At 66.8% G+C, this 17807-nt stretch carries 12 protein-coding genes; 6 read left to right on the plus strand and 6 right to left on the minus strand.

Annotation, left to right across the window (positions count from 1 at the left end):
- Positions 1-530: 530 nt before the first annotated feature.
- Positions 531-974, minus strand: coding sequence for an ATP-binding protein (locus AB0D32_RS23875; protein WP_357094230.1), 444 nt, complete (start codon positions 972-974; stop codon positions 531-533).
- A 1045-nt stretch (positions 975-2019) separates the two neighbouring features.
- On the opposite strand from AB0D32_RS23875, the gene AB0D32_RS23880 reads away from it, so the two are divergent.
- The gene (locus AB0D32_RS23880; RefSeq protein WP_357094233.1) at positions 2020-2538 is read left to right on the plus strand and encodes an ATP-binding protein; all 519 of its coding nucleotides are present in this window, start codon (positions 2020-2022) and stop codon (positions 2536-2538) included.
- Positions 2535-2861, plus strand: a complete 327-nt coding sequence (locus AB0D32_RS23885; RefSeq protein ID WP_357094236.1) for an STAS domain-containing protein — start codon at positions 2535-2537, stop codon at positions 2859-2861. The genes AB0D32_RS23880 and AB0D32_RS23885 overlap by 4 nt, the downstream gene beginning before the upstream one ends.
- 142 nt (positions 2862-3003) lie before the next feature.
- On the opposite strand, the gene AB0D32_RS23890 is transcribed toward AB0D32_RS23885, so the two are convergent.
- From AB0D32_RS23890 to AB0D32_RS23910, 5 genes are all read right to left on the minus strand, one after another.
- Entirely contained in the window at positions 3004-4473 is a 1470-nt protein-coding gene (locus AB0D32_RS23890) for a protein kinase (RefSeq protein WP_357094239.1), read from the minus strand.
- A 504-nt stretch (positions 4474-4977) separates the two neighbouring features.
- Positions 4978-5187 (minus strand): hypothetical protein, encoded by a 210-nt coding sequence (locus AB0D32_RS23895; RefSeq protein ID WP_357094242.1) that lies wholly within the window; start codon positions 5185-5187, stop codon positions 4978-4980.
- Positions 5188-5550: 363 nt separating this feature from the next.
- Entirely contained in the window at positions 5551-6156 is a 606-nt protein-coding gene (locus tag AB0D32_RS23900; RefSeq protein WP_357094246.1) for a hypothetical protein, read from the minus strand.
- An 802-nt stretch (positions 6157-6958) separates the two neighbouring features.
- Positions 6959-8209: an XRE family transcriptional regulator gene (locus AB0D32_RS23905; RefSeq protein ID WP_357094249.1), complete on the minus strand. Its 1251-nt coding sequence runs from the start codon at positions 8207-8209 to the stop codon at positions 6959-6961.
- Positions 8196-8984 carry a hypothetical protein gene (locus AB0D32_RS23910; protein WP_357094252.1) on the minus strand — a complete coding sequence of 263 codons (789 nt, stop codon included), beginning with the start codon at positions 8982-8984 and terminating at the stop codon, positions 8196-8198. Before AB0D32_RS23910 ends, AB0D32_RS23905 begins: the two co-directional genes overlap by 14 nt.
- Before the next feature lie 234 nt (positions 8985-9218).
- On the opposite strand from AB0D32_RS23910, the gene AB0D32_RS23915 reads away from it, so the two are divergent.
- From AB0D32_RS23915 to AB0D32_RS23930, 4 genes are all read left to right on the plus strand, one after another.
- Positions 9219-10394 (plus strand): hypothetical protein, encoded by a 1176-nt coding sequence (locus AB0D32_RS23915; RefSeq protein WP_357094256.1) that lies wholly within the window; start codon positions 9219-9221, stop codon positions 10392-10394.
- Positions 10391-13714 carry a hypothetical protein gene (locus AB0D32_RS23920; protein ID WP_357094259.1) on the plus strand — a complete coding sequence of 1108 codons (3324 nt, stop codon included), beginning with the start codon at positions 10391-10393 and terminating at the stop codon, positions 13712-13714. The genes AB0D32_RS23915 and AB0D32_RS23920 overlap by 4 nt, the downstream gene beginning before the upstream one ends.
- On the plus strand, positions 13714-16122 hold the full coding sequence (locus AB0D32_RS23925) for an RNaseH domain-containing protein (protein ID WP_357094262.1): 2409 nt from the start codon (positions 13714-13716) through the stop codon (positions 16120-16122). Before AB0D32_RS23920 ends, AB0D32_RS23925 begins: the two co-directional genes overlap by 1 nt.
- 393 nt (positions 16123-16515) lie before the next feature.
- Positions 16516-17733: a hypothetical protein gene (locus AB0D32_RS23930; RefSeq protein WP_357094265.1), complete on the plus strand. Its 1218-nt coding sequence runs from the start codon at positions 16516-16518 to the stop codon at positions 17731-17733.
- Positions 17734-17807: the final 74 nt, after the last annotated feature.

Consider the following 17807-nt stretch of genomic DNA (forward strand, 5'->3'; position numbering starts at 1 on the left):
AGCGAATCGTTACGGCCGTGGAGCCTGGTGCTGATGCCGGGAAGGCTCGCTTAGCACCAGGCGCGGTGACAGTGGGCGCCGGTCCGGCTGTAGAGGGCTTGACGCAGAGCTTGCGGCCTCACCGTCGACGTCGTCGTACGGATCCACGCCCTGCCGACCGAACTGGTTCAAGTTGTGCGTCCCCCGCGACGCCTTACGTTGCTCGGGAGCGGGTTCGCGTACGGCGGCGAGCATCGCGGTGAGTGCTTTCAGCAACCCCTTGCCGCACAGCACTTCATCTGCTGATGCACCGTCTCCAACGTCAACTTCTCTAGGGAAGGAGAGCGCACCCTATACGTCCGCGCTACGGCACTTGCCATCCAGCACGGGGCGCGCCCCTAGCCTGGATGTCGGCCTGCACTGGCGCTGAGAGTTGGGTCAGAGCCGCCAGTCCACACTCTGCCGGTTCAGGCAGCTGAGGCAGCGGTGGATCGGCGGCCGGGCCGGAAGCTGCTGCTCAGGGAGGGCGGCCGATGTCACACATGCTGGCATCAATGCGGATCTTTCGGGCGCGCGGGCCGGCTGGATGCGGTCCAGGTCAGCCGCTTGGTGAAGCGCAGCCGCGTGCCCGTCCCGGCGATGGAGACGACGTCGAGGTGGTCAACGAGCGCGGCGACGATGTGCAGGCCCCGTCCGGAGGTGGCCGATGGGTCGGGCATCTGTGACCGCGAAAGTACGAAGCCTTCACCTCGGTCGGAGACCTCGATTGTGCATTGGTCGTCGTTGACGGTGACGTCAACGGTGTAGTCGACTGCGGCCACGGCGTGGGCGACGACGTTGCCGCACGCTTCGGTGAGCGCCAGTTGGATGTCGGTCCGGCAGTCGTTCTCGACTCCGACACCGGCCAAGGCGCCGTCGAGTGCACGGCGGGCCATCGCGACGGTCGCCGCGTCACGAGGCAGATCTAGCGACAGCCGCAGCAGCACGTTGGTCACCTCCCGCGCGCCGTTGCTTGTTCATCTGATGCTGCGGTACCCGAGGACGCTGGCGAGAAACGGTCCTTGGGCTCAGCCGAGATCGAGCAGACGGCAGGCGAAGGGACTGGCACGTGGACGGGGTGAGCCGAGATTTCGGTTCCCGTTCAACGTTGCCGTCACTGACGGGCACACCGGCTGCCAGCGCTTGGGCCAGAGCGACTGGGCGCGTTGTCTGGGGGTGATAAACGTCTGTGTTGTGCGTGGTCATTCGGTTGGACCCTCAAAGTCGACCAAGGTGGTGTCGTTGCGGTAGCGCCTTGTCCCCGCCCGTCGTGTGTGCGGTCTGGCTCTGGCTTGTGTAGCCCCTCTTCAGAGGCGATGGCGGCCAATCGGTGCCGAATCCCGGCTAGGCGGCGGTGCCGGACAACACTCGCACGGCCTGGCCTGGCCTGGCCTGGCCGGTCAGGAACAGCACGAGTTGTCGCCGCGACTGCGAGACGGAACGTTGGGGCGGTGGGGTTTGAGGGTTACGAAGATGACACTCCCATCGGTGATCGCAGCAACCTGCTCAGGCGGCCGAGCGGCGGATCCCGAAGGGCCGGGTTCATCCGGGCTGGGAGGCCGTGCTCGCAAGTTCCCATTAACTACATGGCGACGGCTGTCCCGATGCCGTTACATGCAGCCGATCGAAAGCCCGGAGCAGGCACTGGTCCCGAGACAAAGGGGATGTTCGTAGTGGCCCTTCGGCCCCTGCCCAGCAGCAGAGCAGAGCGGGTCAGCCTCATCATGCGGGCGGTGCCGGAGGGCAGCGCGCATGTGCCACCAGCGCAGATGGTGACGGCCATGCGAAGGCGTGGCTCGCGTCGAGACGACGAGGCTGCTCGGGGTGATGAGGTCAACGTCACCTAATGCGCAATGGGTCGCGGCCACCGGAGTGATGCGAGGCAGCAACCAACACAAGTTCTCGCAGGTGGGCGAAGACAACCGGGCAGATGCCTTGACCTGCAGATGCTTGTCGGGGAACAAGGGGCGCGCAACTTTCAGGGATAGGTAGCCTGCCACCATGAGTGACGACCCGGGGCAGGCCGACCGGTTTGAGTCGGCACGGGCACGCCTTGGCGGTGTCACGCCGCTGATGTCACAGCACTTCAGCGGCGAGACGGTCACCGCGCTCCGACACGCTCTCCAGGCGAAGGTCTTTGCTGCGGGTCTGGTGGGCGATCCCGGTCTCGACTTCGTGCTCGCGGTGCATGAACTGGTCACCAACGCCGTCCGACACGGCGGCGGCCACGGACGCGTTGACCTACGCCGTGAGCAAGACGTCCTGATCTGCGAGATCACCGACCACGGTGCAGCGGCTGACAACCTGCCTGTGCGGCTACCGGCGGTCGATGTCGCCGGTGGCCGCGGGTTGTGGCTGGCCCACCAGTTGACGGACGGGCTCATTCTCACCCGCCGACCCGACGGGGTGATCGCCACAGTCGCCGTATGCTTGCAACCATCGGCCGACCCCGACATCAGCGCGTTATCGTCTGCACCACGGAATGACGGCTTTAGCAGCACTGGGGAGGGCAGCGAGTGACGGACCTCCAGCCAAGCTGGCGGCATCAGGTTCGCGTCGAGCCGGACCGCAGGGTCGTCCTGCTCTCTGGTGAAATCGACGTCAACGGAGCGGGTCATCTCCTGGACCTGCTCAGTCACACGATCACCACGGCGCATCGGGTTGACGTCGACATGGCAGCGGTCCAGTTCCTTGACTCGACGGTCATCGGCGCACTGATCACCGCCCGGAACACCGCGACGGCAGCCGGGAGACAACTCGTCGTCACCAGTCCCAGCAGGACCGCCCGTCGAGTCCTGGGTATCACCGGCGTACTCGACGCCCTTTCCTCCACCAGCGACTGACGGACCTTCCACCCGTACCGGGCTGGCCCTCGACGACGCGGATAGGTCATCGCTAGGAGTCGTCGAGGTGTCGGTACCTGTCCCCGGACAGCGGCCCTCGCCTGCCTCGGACAACCGGCCGCATCGGCCCGCGACTGCGTTGTCAGTCGTCGTCTTCCTTGCCGCGCTCCTGCGAGTATCCAGCGAGTAGGTCCTGCAGGCGGGTGACGGTGTCGGCGCTGATCCGGCCCCGGTCGGCCGCCTCGGCGACTTGCTCGCTGAATTCGCGGATTCGTTTGGTCCGGTCCTTGGGCTTGCCTCGGTGGAGGCCGGCGAGCTTGCCGCGCAGCTCGTCGGCCGTCTCTGGGTCGATCTCGTTGCGGCTTTCCGCGTTGTCGATCACCGCCGCCAGCTGCGCGGCCAACTGCCGCAGACTGACGGGGGTGAGCTTGCCGGTCGTTGGCCGGGCGCTATCCGAATCCGGCGACGCGCCCGGCGCGTCCGACGCCGGCTGCTCGACGGGTGTGACGACGACCGGCCCTCCGACGGGCCGACTGTCGGGTTCGTCGCCGAGGGCGAGCATCCCGGCCAGCCCGATGACGAGGGCGCCGCCGGCCGCGACGAGCACCGTAACCAGCCGCTTCGACTGATTCGGCGGACGGCCCGGCGATGCGGGGCGCACCGGCCGTGCTACCGGGGAGCGGTCGATGAGAGTCGGCGGGTGAGCGGGTGCCGTCACGTGGGCGGTCGCGCGTCCGGTCGGCAGGGTGGGCAGGATGGCGGTGGGCGGGTTGGCCGGCTGGCCGGCGCTGAACCGGTTGGCCAGCTGCGCCGCGGTGGGGCGGCGGGCCGGATCGGCGGCGAGGCAGGCCAGGGTCAGCTCGGCGATGTCGGCGGGCAGTCCGGGGATCCGCAGCGGTGGTACTGGGGTGTGCCGGGCGTGCACCTGGATCGCGTCTTCCCAGGTTTGCACGGGCAGCGGGGCCCGACCGGTGAGGGTGCGGTAGAGCAGCGCCCCGAGGGCGTAGACGTCGCTGGCCGGGTTCGGTGGCCCGGGCCGCATCCGTTCCGGGGCGAAGTAGGCGGGTGTGCCCATCAGCAGCTCTCCGGTCTGCCCGGCGCGCGGGTGGTGCGGCCCGGCGAGCGCGGCGATGCCGAAGTCGAGCACCTTGGCGCCGGTCTCGGTGAGCATGACGTTGCCGGGCTTGATGTCGTGGTGCACGACGCCGATGCGGTGGGCGGCGGCGAGCGCGGCGGCGACCTCACGGGCCATCCGCACCGCATCGGGCCAGGCGAGCGGCCCGGCGGTGAGCCGGTCGGCGAGGTTGCGCCCCTGCACCAGCTCCATCACCAAGTACGGCATCACCGTGCCACCCGCCAGAGTCGCCTCGCCGTAGTCGTACACCTGGGTGACGTGCGGGTGGGCGAGCCGCGCGGCGGCGCGGGCCTCGCGCTGGATGGTGGCCCGCAGCTGCGGGTCGGCCGCCAGCTCCCCGGCGAGCGCCTTCACAGCGACCGGGCGCACGAGCACGTCGTCGTCGGCGTGCCACACCTCGGACATTCCGCCGAGGCCGATGCGCTCGCGCAGGACGTACCGGTCGTGCAACCGAAGGCTGGCAGTGAACGGCGACATAGGCGTCAAGTTTGCCTGGCCTGCCCGACCGGCTACCAACCGCAGTGCCCCAGTCCCGCCCCGCCGCACCTGCCCGGCCAGATCCGGGACTGCGTAGATTTCCGTGTTTTACCTGGGTGTGGTCCGTTGGACCGGCTTGGGCATCACCAGGTGCGCATCATGCCTTTCCGTCGCCCAAGGCAGCCGCAACCCCAGGATCCTGCCGTCGCGGTACGGGTTGGTCTGGCGGGCTGTCGGAGGGTCAGGCGGGTGTAGCGGGTAGGCAGAGGGGCGTACCCGTAGTGGGGTCCTGGCACAGGTAGCGGTCACCTTCGTGCATCCATCCCCACAGCGACTCCTGGAACAGGGGTTGCCCACAGTGCCGGCACGCCACAGTTTGCTGCTGTTGCGGCGTCTTCGGTGGTGCCTGGCGAACCGGGCGGGGTACGTCATTCATCGTGGTTGCCCCAGTACGGCATCGGAGGGTTGAGTGGCTGGGCTGGTTTGCGGCCTGGGCGGGGTCTCTTACATGCTGAGGGCGACGACCAACAGTGCGAGGGCGCTGGTGAGGAGGGTGATTCCCTCGAGCAGCGCGTAGGGCCGCCACTGGTCGGTGTGCCATGTCGTGACGGGCGGCGGGTGGGACAGGTTCGTTCCTGGCGGTCGGGTGGACACCGCCCGGGAGTTCAGTAGAGGCCACTTCGCTGGTGGATGCTGCGCTCGGGACCTCGTCATGCTGCCTCCGCGTAAATCGGTGTCAGAGCCCGGGCGGCCCTCCGGAGGGTTGGGGGAGGAGGGGGCGGAGAGCCACCCAGGCGTGAAGGCCGCTTGGCCTTTCATTTCTATAGGCGATGAGCGGACCATCCACATTACATAGACGCTTTACGGTGAATCGCCTCGGACGGTAACTGCTTGGCTACCCAATGTTTCAACGAGCTCCTGCTGGGCGCTGGAGAAAGCCTCTAGCCCGATCCCGCACAAGCAGGGCGTAAGCAGCGGCTTGGCCTTCTCGCACTGCCTTCTGGCAGGCAATGGCCCCTTCAAGCTCCGCTGCCCCTGTTGCGGTGCCGCACCCGTCAATGAAGCAAGCAGAGCTGTTCAATTGCTGCTCGACGACGGGTTTACAGTCTGGTCCCCGTTGGTGGCGTCATCGGCGGCGCGGTCTGTCGCGACGAAGAACTGCTCGTCGGTGATGAAGTGCCGAACGACCGGCCCGTTGGGGTCGCCGTAGTCGAGCAAAATGTCTGTGGCTGAGGCGCTCTTTCTGCGGCTGCCCTCCGCCGGGTCACCGGACCTGGAGGGTGGGGTTTCCAAGCGGTTCTCGATGAGGCGCACGCTGACGCGGTACACCGCGTCATCCGTGGAGGTAGGTCCACCGACGATCACGGCTATGGCCGGGTCGACCGGCGTCATGCCTGTCGCGAGGTGGTCAGGCGGTGAGCTGTTTGGCGTCGGTGTGATGCAACGGCAGGCGCGGCCGCGGGCGTGCAGGGCTCTGGTTAGTTGCCCTGCGAAGGTCAGGTATGCCGGGGAACACACCACCGCCACGCGCAGTGCCCGTCCTGCTGCCGCCGCGACGATGCCGTCGGCAACGCCTGCCAGTACCTCCCGCTCCTGCGTCTCGAATGCCAGATCAATGGCCAACTGTGCCTCCAGTTCAAGTTTGCCGCTATGGCCAGGCCCGATCGACCTGACATCGGTCAAGGGCACGGTGTTGCTGGTCCGAACGCCCGTTCCCGAGATGCTTCGGGCCTCGCCCGATCAGCGCACAGGAGGGGCCTGCCGTTACAACATGCCCGTTGGGTCGGCCCGAGTACGTTGAGACGCTCCGCAGGAGACCCCCTTTCGTCGCAATCATCCGTTGAGGGAATGCGGTGCAAATTCCACGGGCAGGGGAGTGCCGCAGCCCTGGCCAGTCCGAGTACTCTGTCCGGAGTGGACGCGGTTTCGGCCGGGGCTGGGCAGGAGGAAGCGACGATTGCGAATGGGGATTGATCCATAGATGACGGCCTCGACGCCGTCTAGGGCAGTTTACAGATCCCCGGACGTAGGTCCCTGCTGCCCAGGATGCAGCCTTCTGTTGATGCGGGTGAGGTCGTGTAATTGCCGCCTAGTGGCGGTGGTTAGACAGCCGGAATGGGCAAGGAGGCCGCGAGCAGCCTGCCCGTCCATCATGGTCTGGTTGATGAGGTCGACGGCGACGGCTTGTCCGGCTGGTTGAGCGTATCCTCGCCGCCTACGGCGGTGCATTCGTCGCAGGCTCTCTGGCCCGACCGCAGGAATGATCGTGCGTCAAACGTGACTCACAGTTTGCCCGGGCTGGGCCGACCGATGCTCGTTCCTCGTTAGGGCCGGCGGGGACTACAGAGGCGCTATTGCAGGCGGATTAGTGGGCACGTTGAGCCGCGTCAGCGGGCAATGACCACCTCGCTCAGATCGTTCGGCGAACACGGTGGACTACCCGAGTCGATGCTGGCCTGCACGGGAAGTCGTCCGGTCGAGGTCACTAGGTTGTGTCCGCATCGACTGCCTTCAGATGGCGAATGCGATCGGTCATTGGTGGCATGGGCCCCGCCGTCTTGCCGCCGGCTATGAGGTTGAGTATTGGTCGGTCAGTGACAGCACCAAGTAGCTGTCGGATGCGTTCCGGTGGCCAGTGGAGTTCCTGCGCCAGTGCGTTGATGGTTAGCCCGTGGTCAGAGGCCAGTTCGAAGGCTTTTCTTAGGATTGTCGGCTGTTCGCCGGGGAAGCCATCGATGGGTTCGAGGGCCGGCTTGGACTGATTGAGGCGTTGGTAGGCGCGGGTCGCAGTGGTGTCGGTGTAAAGACCTACTTCTCGGCAGCGGTAGATCAGGCTCTGGATCGACGTACCCCATGTGCGCTGGAGCTCAGCGAACGCCGCAAAGTTCACTCTCGCGGGTAGAAGTGGGGTAATGCTATCGCGCGGAGTGAGGAATTCTGCGGCGAAGGCGTCGGCGTCCCGTTCATGTCTGGAGTCACCGGGAAGGGCGTCGGCGTGGAGCACGAGGTGGGCGAGTTCGTGCGCGGCGGTGAAGCGCTGCCGGTAGACGTCACGCGATCGGTCGCGACTGATGACAATGAACGGCCGCGGTAGCCGGGAGGTCGAGAAGGCGTCCACTGTACGGAAGTCGCCGTCGGCTGGCGCATGGACGACAACGATGCCGTGGACCTCAAGGGTGCGCACGAGGTGCGGAATAGGCGCGGTGCCGAGATTCCAGTGCTGACGAAGAGCCTGGGCGGCTTGGACTGGCTCGGTGGGAAGGCTTGCGCCGGGATGAATCTCGCCGCCGGCGAACCCAGGAAGGTCTACGTGGGGCAGGAAGACGCGCCGTTCGAGGGCGTAGATGAGTTCCCAGACCTGCTCGGTGAAGGAGACGGCCTTGGCGCGCTGGTATGAGCGTGTCTCACGGAGATGGCGGAAGTGCGCTGCCGAGGAGTCCAGGCGGGCGTAAGGGCGCCCGACCTGGAAGAAGCCGACGGGGTAGCCGAGGTGTTCGGCGAGGGCGATCAAAACCTCGGGTCGTGGCCGCGCCCCTGATTCGTACTGGCCGATAGCCGCAGCGCTGACCCCGACCCGGTCGGAGAGCTCCTTCTTGGTCAGCCCGGCGAGCTGGCGAGCTTGTGTCAGACGTGCCGAGTCGAACTGCCTGGCGACAGCACTGGCTGACCCCGAGGGCGACTCCACGGGAAGGCCGCCGGCAGAGAACAGGTCATCAGGCTCGTCAGTTCTGGGCATCGCTTCGCTGTTGGTGGTCGCTATGGTCGGCTACGGGGCTAACGGTGGCCTGCTCAGCGGCGGTACGGGCGCGCAGTGTCGGGCTGGCGAGCTCCGCCTGGTCGAATCGCGGCGATGCGGTCGAGGCCGACGGCTGGGTTACCAGGCGAAGTCCTGGGATCGGTTCTGCGGACGGGACGAGGAGGGGTTGTGCGGATACCCAGCTCGCTGTGCCTGTCTGGCTCACGCTGATCTGGCCCCATCCGATGTTGAGCAGCCCGTGCCGCTCGTGCGCGGCGTAGTAGATGATCACGATACCGTCTGGTTCCAGCCCTCGCAGGAGGTCGGTGGCGTGGTCGTCCGACTCGGACTCCATACCTTCGAAGGCCGGCTGTTCATGATCGGGTTTGGGGCCGAAGAGCCGCGCCAGCTCTAGGGTCGTCTTGTTGATCTTCTTCAGAGCGCGAGGGCTGTCGTAGGCGGTCGCGAGGTCCTTCGCGTACTCCACCGGCAGCACGGCGACGTTGTTGATGACGACGATGCGGTAGCTCTTGCCGAGCGGGCGCACCGTCTGGGCGTCGGGGACCTCACCGAGGTGGTTGACCAGTTCCTCGTACCGCGCCGGCCAGCCTCCGCCGAAGGCGTGGCGCGACGTCAGGCGGACCGCTTGGTGGCCGTCCATCTGCCGTCCGACGGCGGCCTGAATGGCCGACGGTATGGCCTCCATCAGCGTGGCTGCCACGTCGCGGCCGAACAGGGACGCCGCCCACGCTGCCGGCCGGATCTTCTTCGACACGATTTTCCCCTCATGCTTTACCTGCGTGCAGAAGGCTAGCATCTGTGCTTTAGTTTTGGGCGCGATGACGTCACTTTGGTGACGCTGAGTGCGTTATCCCAGATCACGCCGCCTTCGGTGTGGCGTGATCTGCCATGCGCTGCGATCGCGACGAGCGTCGATCAAGCCGCACACGGTGTCCGGTAGCGGTGTTGCGGGTCGCCCAGGATGAGCGGCCGGGGAGGAAGGGGACGCATGACGGCGGATCTCACCAGATTCGGCCGGGACACACTCGTGACCACGGTGACGCAGGCCGCCAGTATCTGGACGTCGCCGGGACCGCCCGGCGAGCGCTGGCAGCAGGTGGCTGAACTGCACGGGCGGGTCGCGCTGGCGCACTTGACGCATGGTGAACCTCTGCTGCCCCTGGTGGCCTTCACCGACCTGTTGACCGGTCCCCTGTCCGGGCTTCTGCCGGCCGCACTGAGGGAAGCGTGCGACGAGGTCTTGTTAGTGAAGGATGGACAGCTGAGTGCTGCTGCCGCTGACCTGCTGATGGAGAACCTCGCACCGTCGATAACGGCCTCCGATGTCGTCGGCTGGTCGATGCCGCGCCTGAGCGCGGAGAAGGTGCAGAGCTGGCTCTACGGACAGATGCTGGCGACGGGCACGGAGGAGGGGTACCGGCGGGCGCGACGGACCGTCATTGAACATGCGGCGGGGGAGATGTCGGAGGTGATCGACGCGATCAAGGCCGCAGGGCTACCCCGCGAGGGCCTGGTCGAGGAGATCCCCGCGTGGGCGTGGGTGGCGCATGAAGGGGAGCACTACTGGTTCGGGTGCCCTGTGTGCCGGTACCCGATGCGGTACCAAATCGGTCGGCTTGCCTGTGCCTACCCGCCGCACACGAAGGCCCTCGGCGGTTCGATCACGGTGAAGGCGGCCAAGGGTCGTGCACCGGTGGCCGGCGCGTGGAACGTCGAGCGTGCCGCGCAGTTGGGCGGACCACAGGTCACCACTGCGGTTCGGGTCACGGGACAGGTGTGCCTCGCCCTGCCGGCCTGGCGGTACTCGACCATCCCCGGTTGTGAGGAGGTCCGCCTGCACCGCGAACTCGAGATGATGCCGGGCGTCACCGCGAGACTGTGGCCGCACGTCGACCGGTACGACCTGGAAGTGACGGCACCAGGACGACGGCGGCCCTGGCGGGTCGATGTCAAGGACTACACCGACCCCGCGCGTCTGGCCAACGAACTGCTGCGTCGGGGCAGCATCGGCGAATCTGACCTGTTGATCGTCATCCCCGACTACCGGGCGGGCCATGTGGCGATCCTCAACGAACGGCTGCGCCTTGCCACCGGATCACGGCGCCGGTTCGCCACAACATCTCACCGATTCCTCACTGAGGTGAAGAGGGCCGCAGCCGGATGAGCAACCGTTCGCGTTTTAACAGAACCGCCAACCGCTTCCTAATCGGACCGTCGCTGCGTCTAGCGCTCGGCCTGGCCGAACAGCTCTTCCCCGCCGAGACCTGGGAAGGCGCGCCCGCGGTGGACCCCCGCGACGCGCGGTTCCTCCTCTCCGGCCAGCTCGGGATGTGGAGCCTCTGGCGCGACGGCCTCACCGCCACGCAACGACATGCGATCGACCGCCTCATCCATCTGCGCCCTCGCCGCCTGGCCACAGAAGGAGGCCTGCGCGTCAGCCTCAACGAGCACCTGCGCAACAACCGGTCGCCCCGCTACCTTGAGGCTGGAGACTTCTTGCAGGTGATCGACGGTGTGCCGGTCGGTGATCTGATCACAGCCGCGTTGAAGGAGCTGGAGGATGCCTCATCCCCGCTGCGCGTCCCCCCAGAGGCGCTGGCTGACAGGCGCTACAGCTCGTCGGTCTTCCTTGCCGGCCCCAGCCGCGACGAGTTCCGGCGCAACACCTACCTCATTCCGCGGGCACCGATGTCCTACCCGCCTGTCCCGATTCTGGACGCCACCGCACCAGCCGAGGTGGTGGCGGACCTCGCGGACATGCGCGCCACCGCCGAACTGATAGACAAGAAGCGAGCTGACGACACCTTCAGCCTGGCGGAGGTCCTGGACGGATTCTCGCGGAAGCTGCGGACGCCACAGGGCCAACCCGTCAAACGGCTGAAGCTCGCGGCAGGGCCCCTCCAGCTCATGATCGCTCCCACTGGCTCCGGCAAGAGCGTCTGGATGCGCGTCGCCGCCACCCACCTCGCCAGCCACAGAGGAGGCCGTCGCACCGTTGTCCTGCTCACCCCTGATGTCGAGAGCACGCTGGAGCTTGTCGCGGCCATCCGCAGTGACCTCGCGGTGCTGAGCCTCGACATCCCCGTTGTCGCACTCATGTCCCACCGACGGCTCATCGAGGTGGCCGTCCGGCGCACCAACGACGCACCGGAGGATCCGGCCGGTGCCAGGTGGACCTGGCAGGAGCTCGGCTACTCCTGCATGCTAAGCGACGAAGAAGGCGCCGCATGGCAGCCCGGCCAGGAACCCTGCACAGATCTCCACGAGCCCGGCGTGGAAGGCCGCCACCGATGCCCTCTGATCGGAGCCTGCGAGAAGTGGGCGCCATGGCGGCAAGCCGCCGGCCCAGCCAAGATCATCGTCACCAACCACGCCTACTTCCAGCAGGGCTCGGTGCCGTTCCCTGTCACCGCGAACGGCACGCTCCACGGACGGATGAGCGCGCAGGAGCTGCTGCTGCGGCGTGCCGACATCGTCCTTGTCGACGAGGTCGACGCCTTCCAGGGCCATGCGGTCGCACAATCCGGCCGTACCCTCGTCCTGGCCCGTCGTGACACGCAGAAGCTGCTCCTGGAAAAGCTCGACGACCAGCGTAAGGAACAGGTCGAATCCGACAACGTCCCGGGCGAACTCGAACTCGCCTTCCAGCGGGCCATCCACAGGGTCGAGTTCCTCTCCGAGCGCTACCTGGCCGCCGTCGTCAACGGGTTCATCGACCCGCAGGACCCACTCGGCCCCAAACAGGCCAGGCTCCACCTGCCCCGCCGATGGGACAACCTCCTCGCCTGCCGCCTCTTCGGCCTCAACGAACTCGAAGACCGTCCCAGCGACGACCAACTCGACAGATTCAAATCCCTGTTCACCCAGAACGAACCCGACCCTGACGCGCTACCCACCGGCTGGACAGACCTACGCAAGGAACTGCGCCTCGTCATCGCCGACGAACCGGAATCCGACCTGATCCACAAAAGAAGCCAAGGCATCGTCAGCGCGATCCAAACAATCACCGCGCCCACCGCCGCCGAGGGCGAACCGGACGCCGACGTCGAACTGGACGAAACGGACTGCGGCCGTCAAACCGGGAAGGACGACGCTCCAGCAGACCCTTCCGTTACGGCGTGGCAACTCCAGACCGCCCACCTTCTCCTACGCAGGGCGTTCCTCGGCGAACTCCAGCAAGGGCTCGCCGAGCTGGAAGCCCTACTGCCACTGATGCGCGACAGCGGCATGCGGCTCGCCGACGACGTCGAAGCCGCGCTGGACCGAGCTCCCTCCTGGCAGGCAACACCCGAAGGACCGATCGGCCGAGCTGTCTTCGGATTCGCCATCACCGGCGACCCAGAGAGCCGCTCCGACCGACAGTTCACCGCAGAGATCCTCTCCAGCGACCCGCACGCCTACACCTCAGACCTCGGAATCACCACGGCTCCCGCGCTCACAGGCGCGCCCAGAGTCATCGTCGGGCTCTCCGCGACCGCCTACCTACCCGGTTCCCCCACCAACCACGTCCATGCCGACGTCGCCTGCTACTACCCCGACAACGCGGATACCGGCACTGGCAGGCTGACCGTCAGCAACGCGTCCGTCAACGACCACACGACCAACCGCGGGTTCGTCATCTCCGGAGCAGCCCGCAACCGCAAGGCCCAACTACTCGAAGCCATCGGATCCGGCCTCTGGGACCAGATCCTCGAACAGAGGCTGCGGGACCTGCACGACCACCGGGATGCCGAACGCCGCGCCCGTGCCCGGGTCCTGCTCGTCACGAACTCCTACGACCAGATGCTCGCCCTCTGCCGCGGCCTGATCGCCGGGGGTGCCCACCGCACCCGCATCGCGGTCGCCGTCCCCGCCGGTGACCGTCGCGGCCTGCAAATCCCCGACGACGTACTCGCCATCCCCGCCAGCCGGCTGCGGACCTTTCCGGCCACGGGCAGGGACGTGCTGATCTCACCTTTCGCACGGGTTGCCCGCGGGCTCAACATCGTCGTCGGCCACCGGTCCGCGCTCGACTCCATCTGGGTATGCGTCCGGCCCATCAAGCTCATCGACGAACCATCCGCACTGGTTGCCCACACCGGCGCCCACGCCCGCCGTAACCGGCACCCGGGCGAGGACCCGCGCAAGGAACTCGACGAACGCCACAGCATCGCCGCCAGACACCTGGAGCTCATCAACAGGTCCAACCCCGCCTTCGGGCGCCTGCCCGCCGACGTGCGAACCGCGATCTTCGCCGACGTCCTGGCTGACCTAATCCAACTCGCCGGGCGCGCCCGCCGTGGCGGCACCAACACGACTCTTCACCTGGTCGACAACGCCTTCCACCGAGGAGGCGCCGCACCGGGCAGCGACTTCGCCTCCCTCATCCGCAACCTCCACCAGCGATGGCTCCACGACAACGAACTAGACCAGGTCCGCTCCATCTACGGCACCACCATCGACGCGTTCTTCACGTTCGCCGGCATCAACGACAGGAACCCCTGATGCGCACCCTGGCCTTTCCCTACACCGAAGCGATGGCGGAGAAGATCTACGGCTACACCCTTAGCAGCGAGGTCAACGACACCTGGCAGGACCTGAACCGCCGATACACCCGCCACCCGAAGAACCTGCCGTACAGGGACCTGAGCCTCGGCCTGCGCTACGTGTCCAGCGACTACGCCGCCATCTGCAAGGACCCCGACGGCCCCGGCACGCTGCTCCTGATGCGCAAGAAGATCGACACCGCCATCATCAGCCGGCTCTTCGCCGCCTTCGAACGAGACCTCGCGGCCCGGCACAACGCACCATTCGAAGACCTCCTCGCCCCCCTGCTACGCCGTACCAAGCCACGCACGATTCACATCGCCAAGTACCTCCAGGCGGACACGGCGACACACGCCGACATCCCGAACTGGGTCTTCGACGTCGCCACCTGGCGCACCATCGAACTCCTCCGAGGCGCGCTCAAGCTCCCCGACGGTACGGACCTGCTCCTCCGTCCCGACACCGACGGCAACCTGGTTGCCTTCAACCGCCCGCTTCCCGACACGCACCCCCGGGCCGAACAAGGCATCCACTACCTCAGTCTCGAACCCATCACCGTCCCCGGTTACCCCGGCATCCTGCTCAACCTCGACGCCCACATCAGCGCCACCACCGGCTTTCCCGGCAACGCCAAGAGCGTCTGGATCGCCACCGACGACACCGGCATGTTGCTCACCGCCAAACACCGCTACGACCGCCCCACCGACCGAAACGTGATCACCGGGCTCCTTCCCCAACTCGTCGACTCATTCAGTATCCGCGGCGTACCAGCCAGCTTCACCAGAGATGACCTCCTCGCAACCCACCCGCGCATCCGCGCCCGGCACGCCACCACTCCCGACAGGCACCCCGTCGGCTCCGGACCCGGCCGCCGATTCCTCGACTGCGTACTCGAGTACGCCACTGCCAAACTCAACACTGAGTCGCTCGTCCTGGAAACCACACCCATACGCAACATCGACGCCCCAGGCGACCCCGACCGCCACGCCAAACTCGCCTCGGCAGTCAACACGGCAGCACGGCCGATCCACATCAGCGTCGTCTACCAGGACGACCTTCAGCGCCACCGGTCCGCCCAAGCGCTCACCGAAGTACTCGGTCTCCCCGACAACAGCCTCACAACAGCGGAGAGCACCTTCCTCGACGGCGCACTCACCATTACCCTCGACAGCGCCAAAACCGACATGCTGATCACTCCCGGCCCGGCCCATCCCCGGAGCGCCCTCGCCGAGCAGATCATCTCCACCAAGACCCCGGGCGCCTTGCACCTCGTACTCGCCGAGACCAACAAAGAACTCGCCGCAGCCAAACCCGCCGACGACCCCAAGCCACAGCTTCGCCGCGCCCTGGCCGCCCACGGCACCGTCAGCCAGTTCATCGACCCAGCGTCATCGCCCAAGCCCGACGCCGTCGACCACCCGGCGAACGCCGCCGTACGAGACCTCCTCCGGGCAGCAGGGCTCACCGCCACCACACCAACCCGGGTCTTCTCGCGTCCCCTGCAGCCGCAGCCATGCGTCATCGTCGGTCTCTACACCCGCGAACAAAACCAACCAGCCACCCGCATGATCAGCCTCTCCGCCCTCATCAGCGACGGAACCGACACACCCTGGCACATGCTCGGCTACCACCCCGATGCGCATGGCTGGAACGACCTGCCCACAGCCATCGCGGCACATCACGCCGCCGACCTGAGCCAGTTCAACGACCCGAACCCTGCCACCCGCACCGCCCTGGCGCGGGCCTACGCAGAACGGGCTCTGCACCAGCTCCGCACCCGCTACGACGACATCCCAATGATCATCTACGTCGACGGCTCCAACCGGTACCCGCTGTGGTCCGGCACCACCAACAAGAGCCTGGGGAATAGACAACTCGATACGCTGCCCCACCTTGGAATGATCAACCCAGCCGGCATTTCACTGGTCAGGGTCAACACGGCATCAGATGGCAAGCTGCCACAGCCGGTCAGGGCAACCGGAAACCGGGCCAACTCAGACGACGGTGTAGTCCCAGCCACCGAGCTGCTCTACCACCTGCCCGGTGCCCACCAGGACACCTACTACCTGATCAACCGATCGCGCAGCGACAAGGCGTTCCAATCCAGCGTCAGAGCCGGCCACCGCCAGACCCGATTCGACCTCAAGGAAGCAAGAGAGCTACGCACACCCTGGCACGCGATGACCTGCACCGAGTTTCTCCTCCTCAACCACGGCACCTTCGAACGCCAACACCTCGCGGCGCTCAGCGCACGCCTGTGTGGCCACTCGCTGGCCTGGGACGGGCGAACAGCCCGACCCGCGCCCGTACACCTTGCTCGACAGATCCTGGAGGACCATCCAGGGCGCAAGACCGCCGCACGCTGAGCTGTGGAGGGCCGAAGGAATCCACATACGGCCGGTCACTGCACGGCATCCCTTTGGACCGAGACTCTAGAACGAGCGGCATTGCATGAGCGCCGATCGGGAGGACGGGGAAGCTCCACCCACCCCGCGCATTCCAAGGTCCGGACCTCGGACCGACGTGGGCCCGGTCGAACAATGCCGGGTCCGTTGACGCGCTGCCAGCTTGGTGGACACGGTGTCCGTCCTTCTGCGAAGAATGCGGGTAAAGATCCTGACATGCTTGATATGCCGAACCAGATCGAGAGCTCGCCCACAACGGCACACCTCGGTGGTTGCCCGCCGTGGTGCGTCAAGGTCCACGCCGGGGAGGAGTTGGGTAGCCCAGGCGACCAGGCACGGGGGCACTCCCGGACGGTGATGGAGACCCACAAGGGCGAGGACCGCGGGATATCGGTGGAGATCTTCTCAGTGGAGCACCTTGACCAGCCCGAGGAGAGCACGCCGGCGGAGGTATTCGTGTCTGCCCGGGGTCCGCTCAGCCTGGCCGATGCCGGCTACCTCGCTACATCCATCAGGAAGGCGGCCACGCTAGCCCGTCAAACCCACCGGCCGTACTGGCTGAAGCGGGCGTGTCCGTCCTGGTGCATCGCGACCCATCTGGACGGTGACGACCTCGATGATCGGCTCCACTGGCCAGACGACTCGCCGCCGGTGCTGTTGTCGCTCCACAACTCGGTGAGTACTGCCGGCGAGTCGTTCGTCGATCAGGCGTACCGGCCGCAGCGGCTGGAGGTCGACCTGGAGCAGCACGCCGACGCGGTCGAGCCGGTGGTGAAGTTTGTGATCGAAGGCGCGACGGCGGTGTTGCGCCTCACACTGGACGAGGCCGAGCAGGTGCGGACGGCGGTCGGCCGGGTTGTGGCCATGGCCCGCGATGAAGACAGCCAGCCGAACGGGGCCGCCCAGGCGTTGGACGGTCCAGCACCGACGCCGGACCGGCCAAGCCTCGACCGAGCCCTGATCGACCTGGTGATTCACGACGAGGGCCTGACGGCCGCACAGAAGATCAGCGTGCTCCGCGGCGCGGTCGCCGAGCAACTCACCCAGCAGGGCCTGAGCGCCGCTGAGCAGGCCGCGCGGTTGAACTGCACCAAGGAGCAGGCGGTGGACGCAGTGGTGGACTTCGCCATGTGGTCGCACACCGGCTACCTGCTTCCAACCGCGAAGCCGGCCGAACCGGAGTGCCCGGTGTGGTGCGCCGGGGACTGCCGCACCGAAGACGGCGTCCGTCTGCACAACCGGCACGTGGCCGCCGTGTACGGGCAGCACAGCGACGATGCCAACGACATCAAGATGGCGACGGTCGACCTTGAGGCGTTCAACTCGCCCGACGGGTACGACGAGCCGCCATCGGTGACGCTGGCCATCGACAACCCGGAACAGCGCACCGCCGACCTGACCAAACTCGACGGGATGGACCACGGCACGGTCCGGAACCTGGCCGCATCGTTGCTGTCGGGCTGCTGGGACCGCACGACGATCCGGCTCACCCCTCAGAAGGCGGCGGAACTCGGTGCGTCACTGATCGCCTCATCCCGCGCCGCCTACAACAACGCGGCAGCCAATGCCTGACCACAGCGAGGATGTAGAACGGGCCCGGACCCTCCGCAACGAGGTCCGGACCGCTCGTTCAGGGGCGGCTCAAT

Source organism: Micromonospora sp. NPDC048170, from assembly GCF_040652795.1.
GTDB lineage: Bacteria > Actinomycetota > Actinomycetes > Mycobacteriales > Micromonosporaceae > Micromonospora.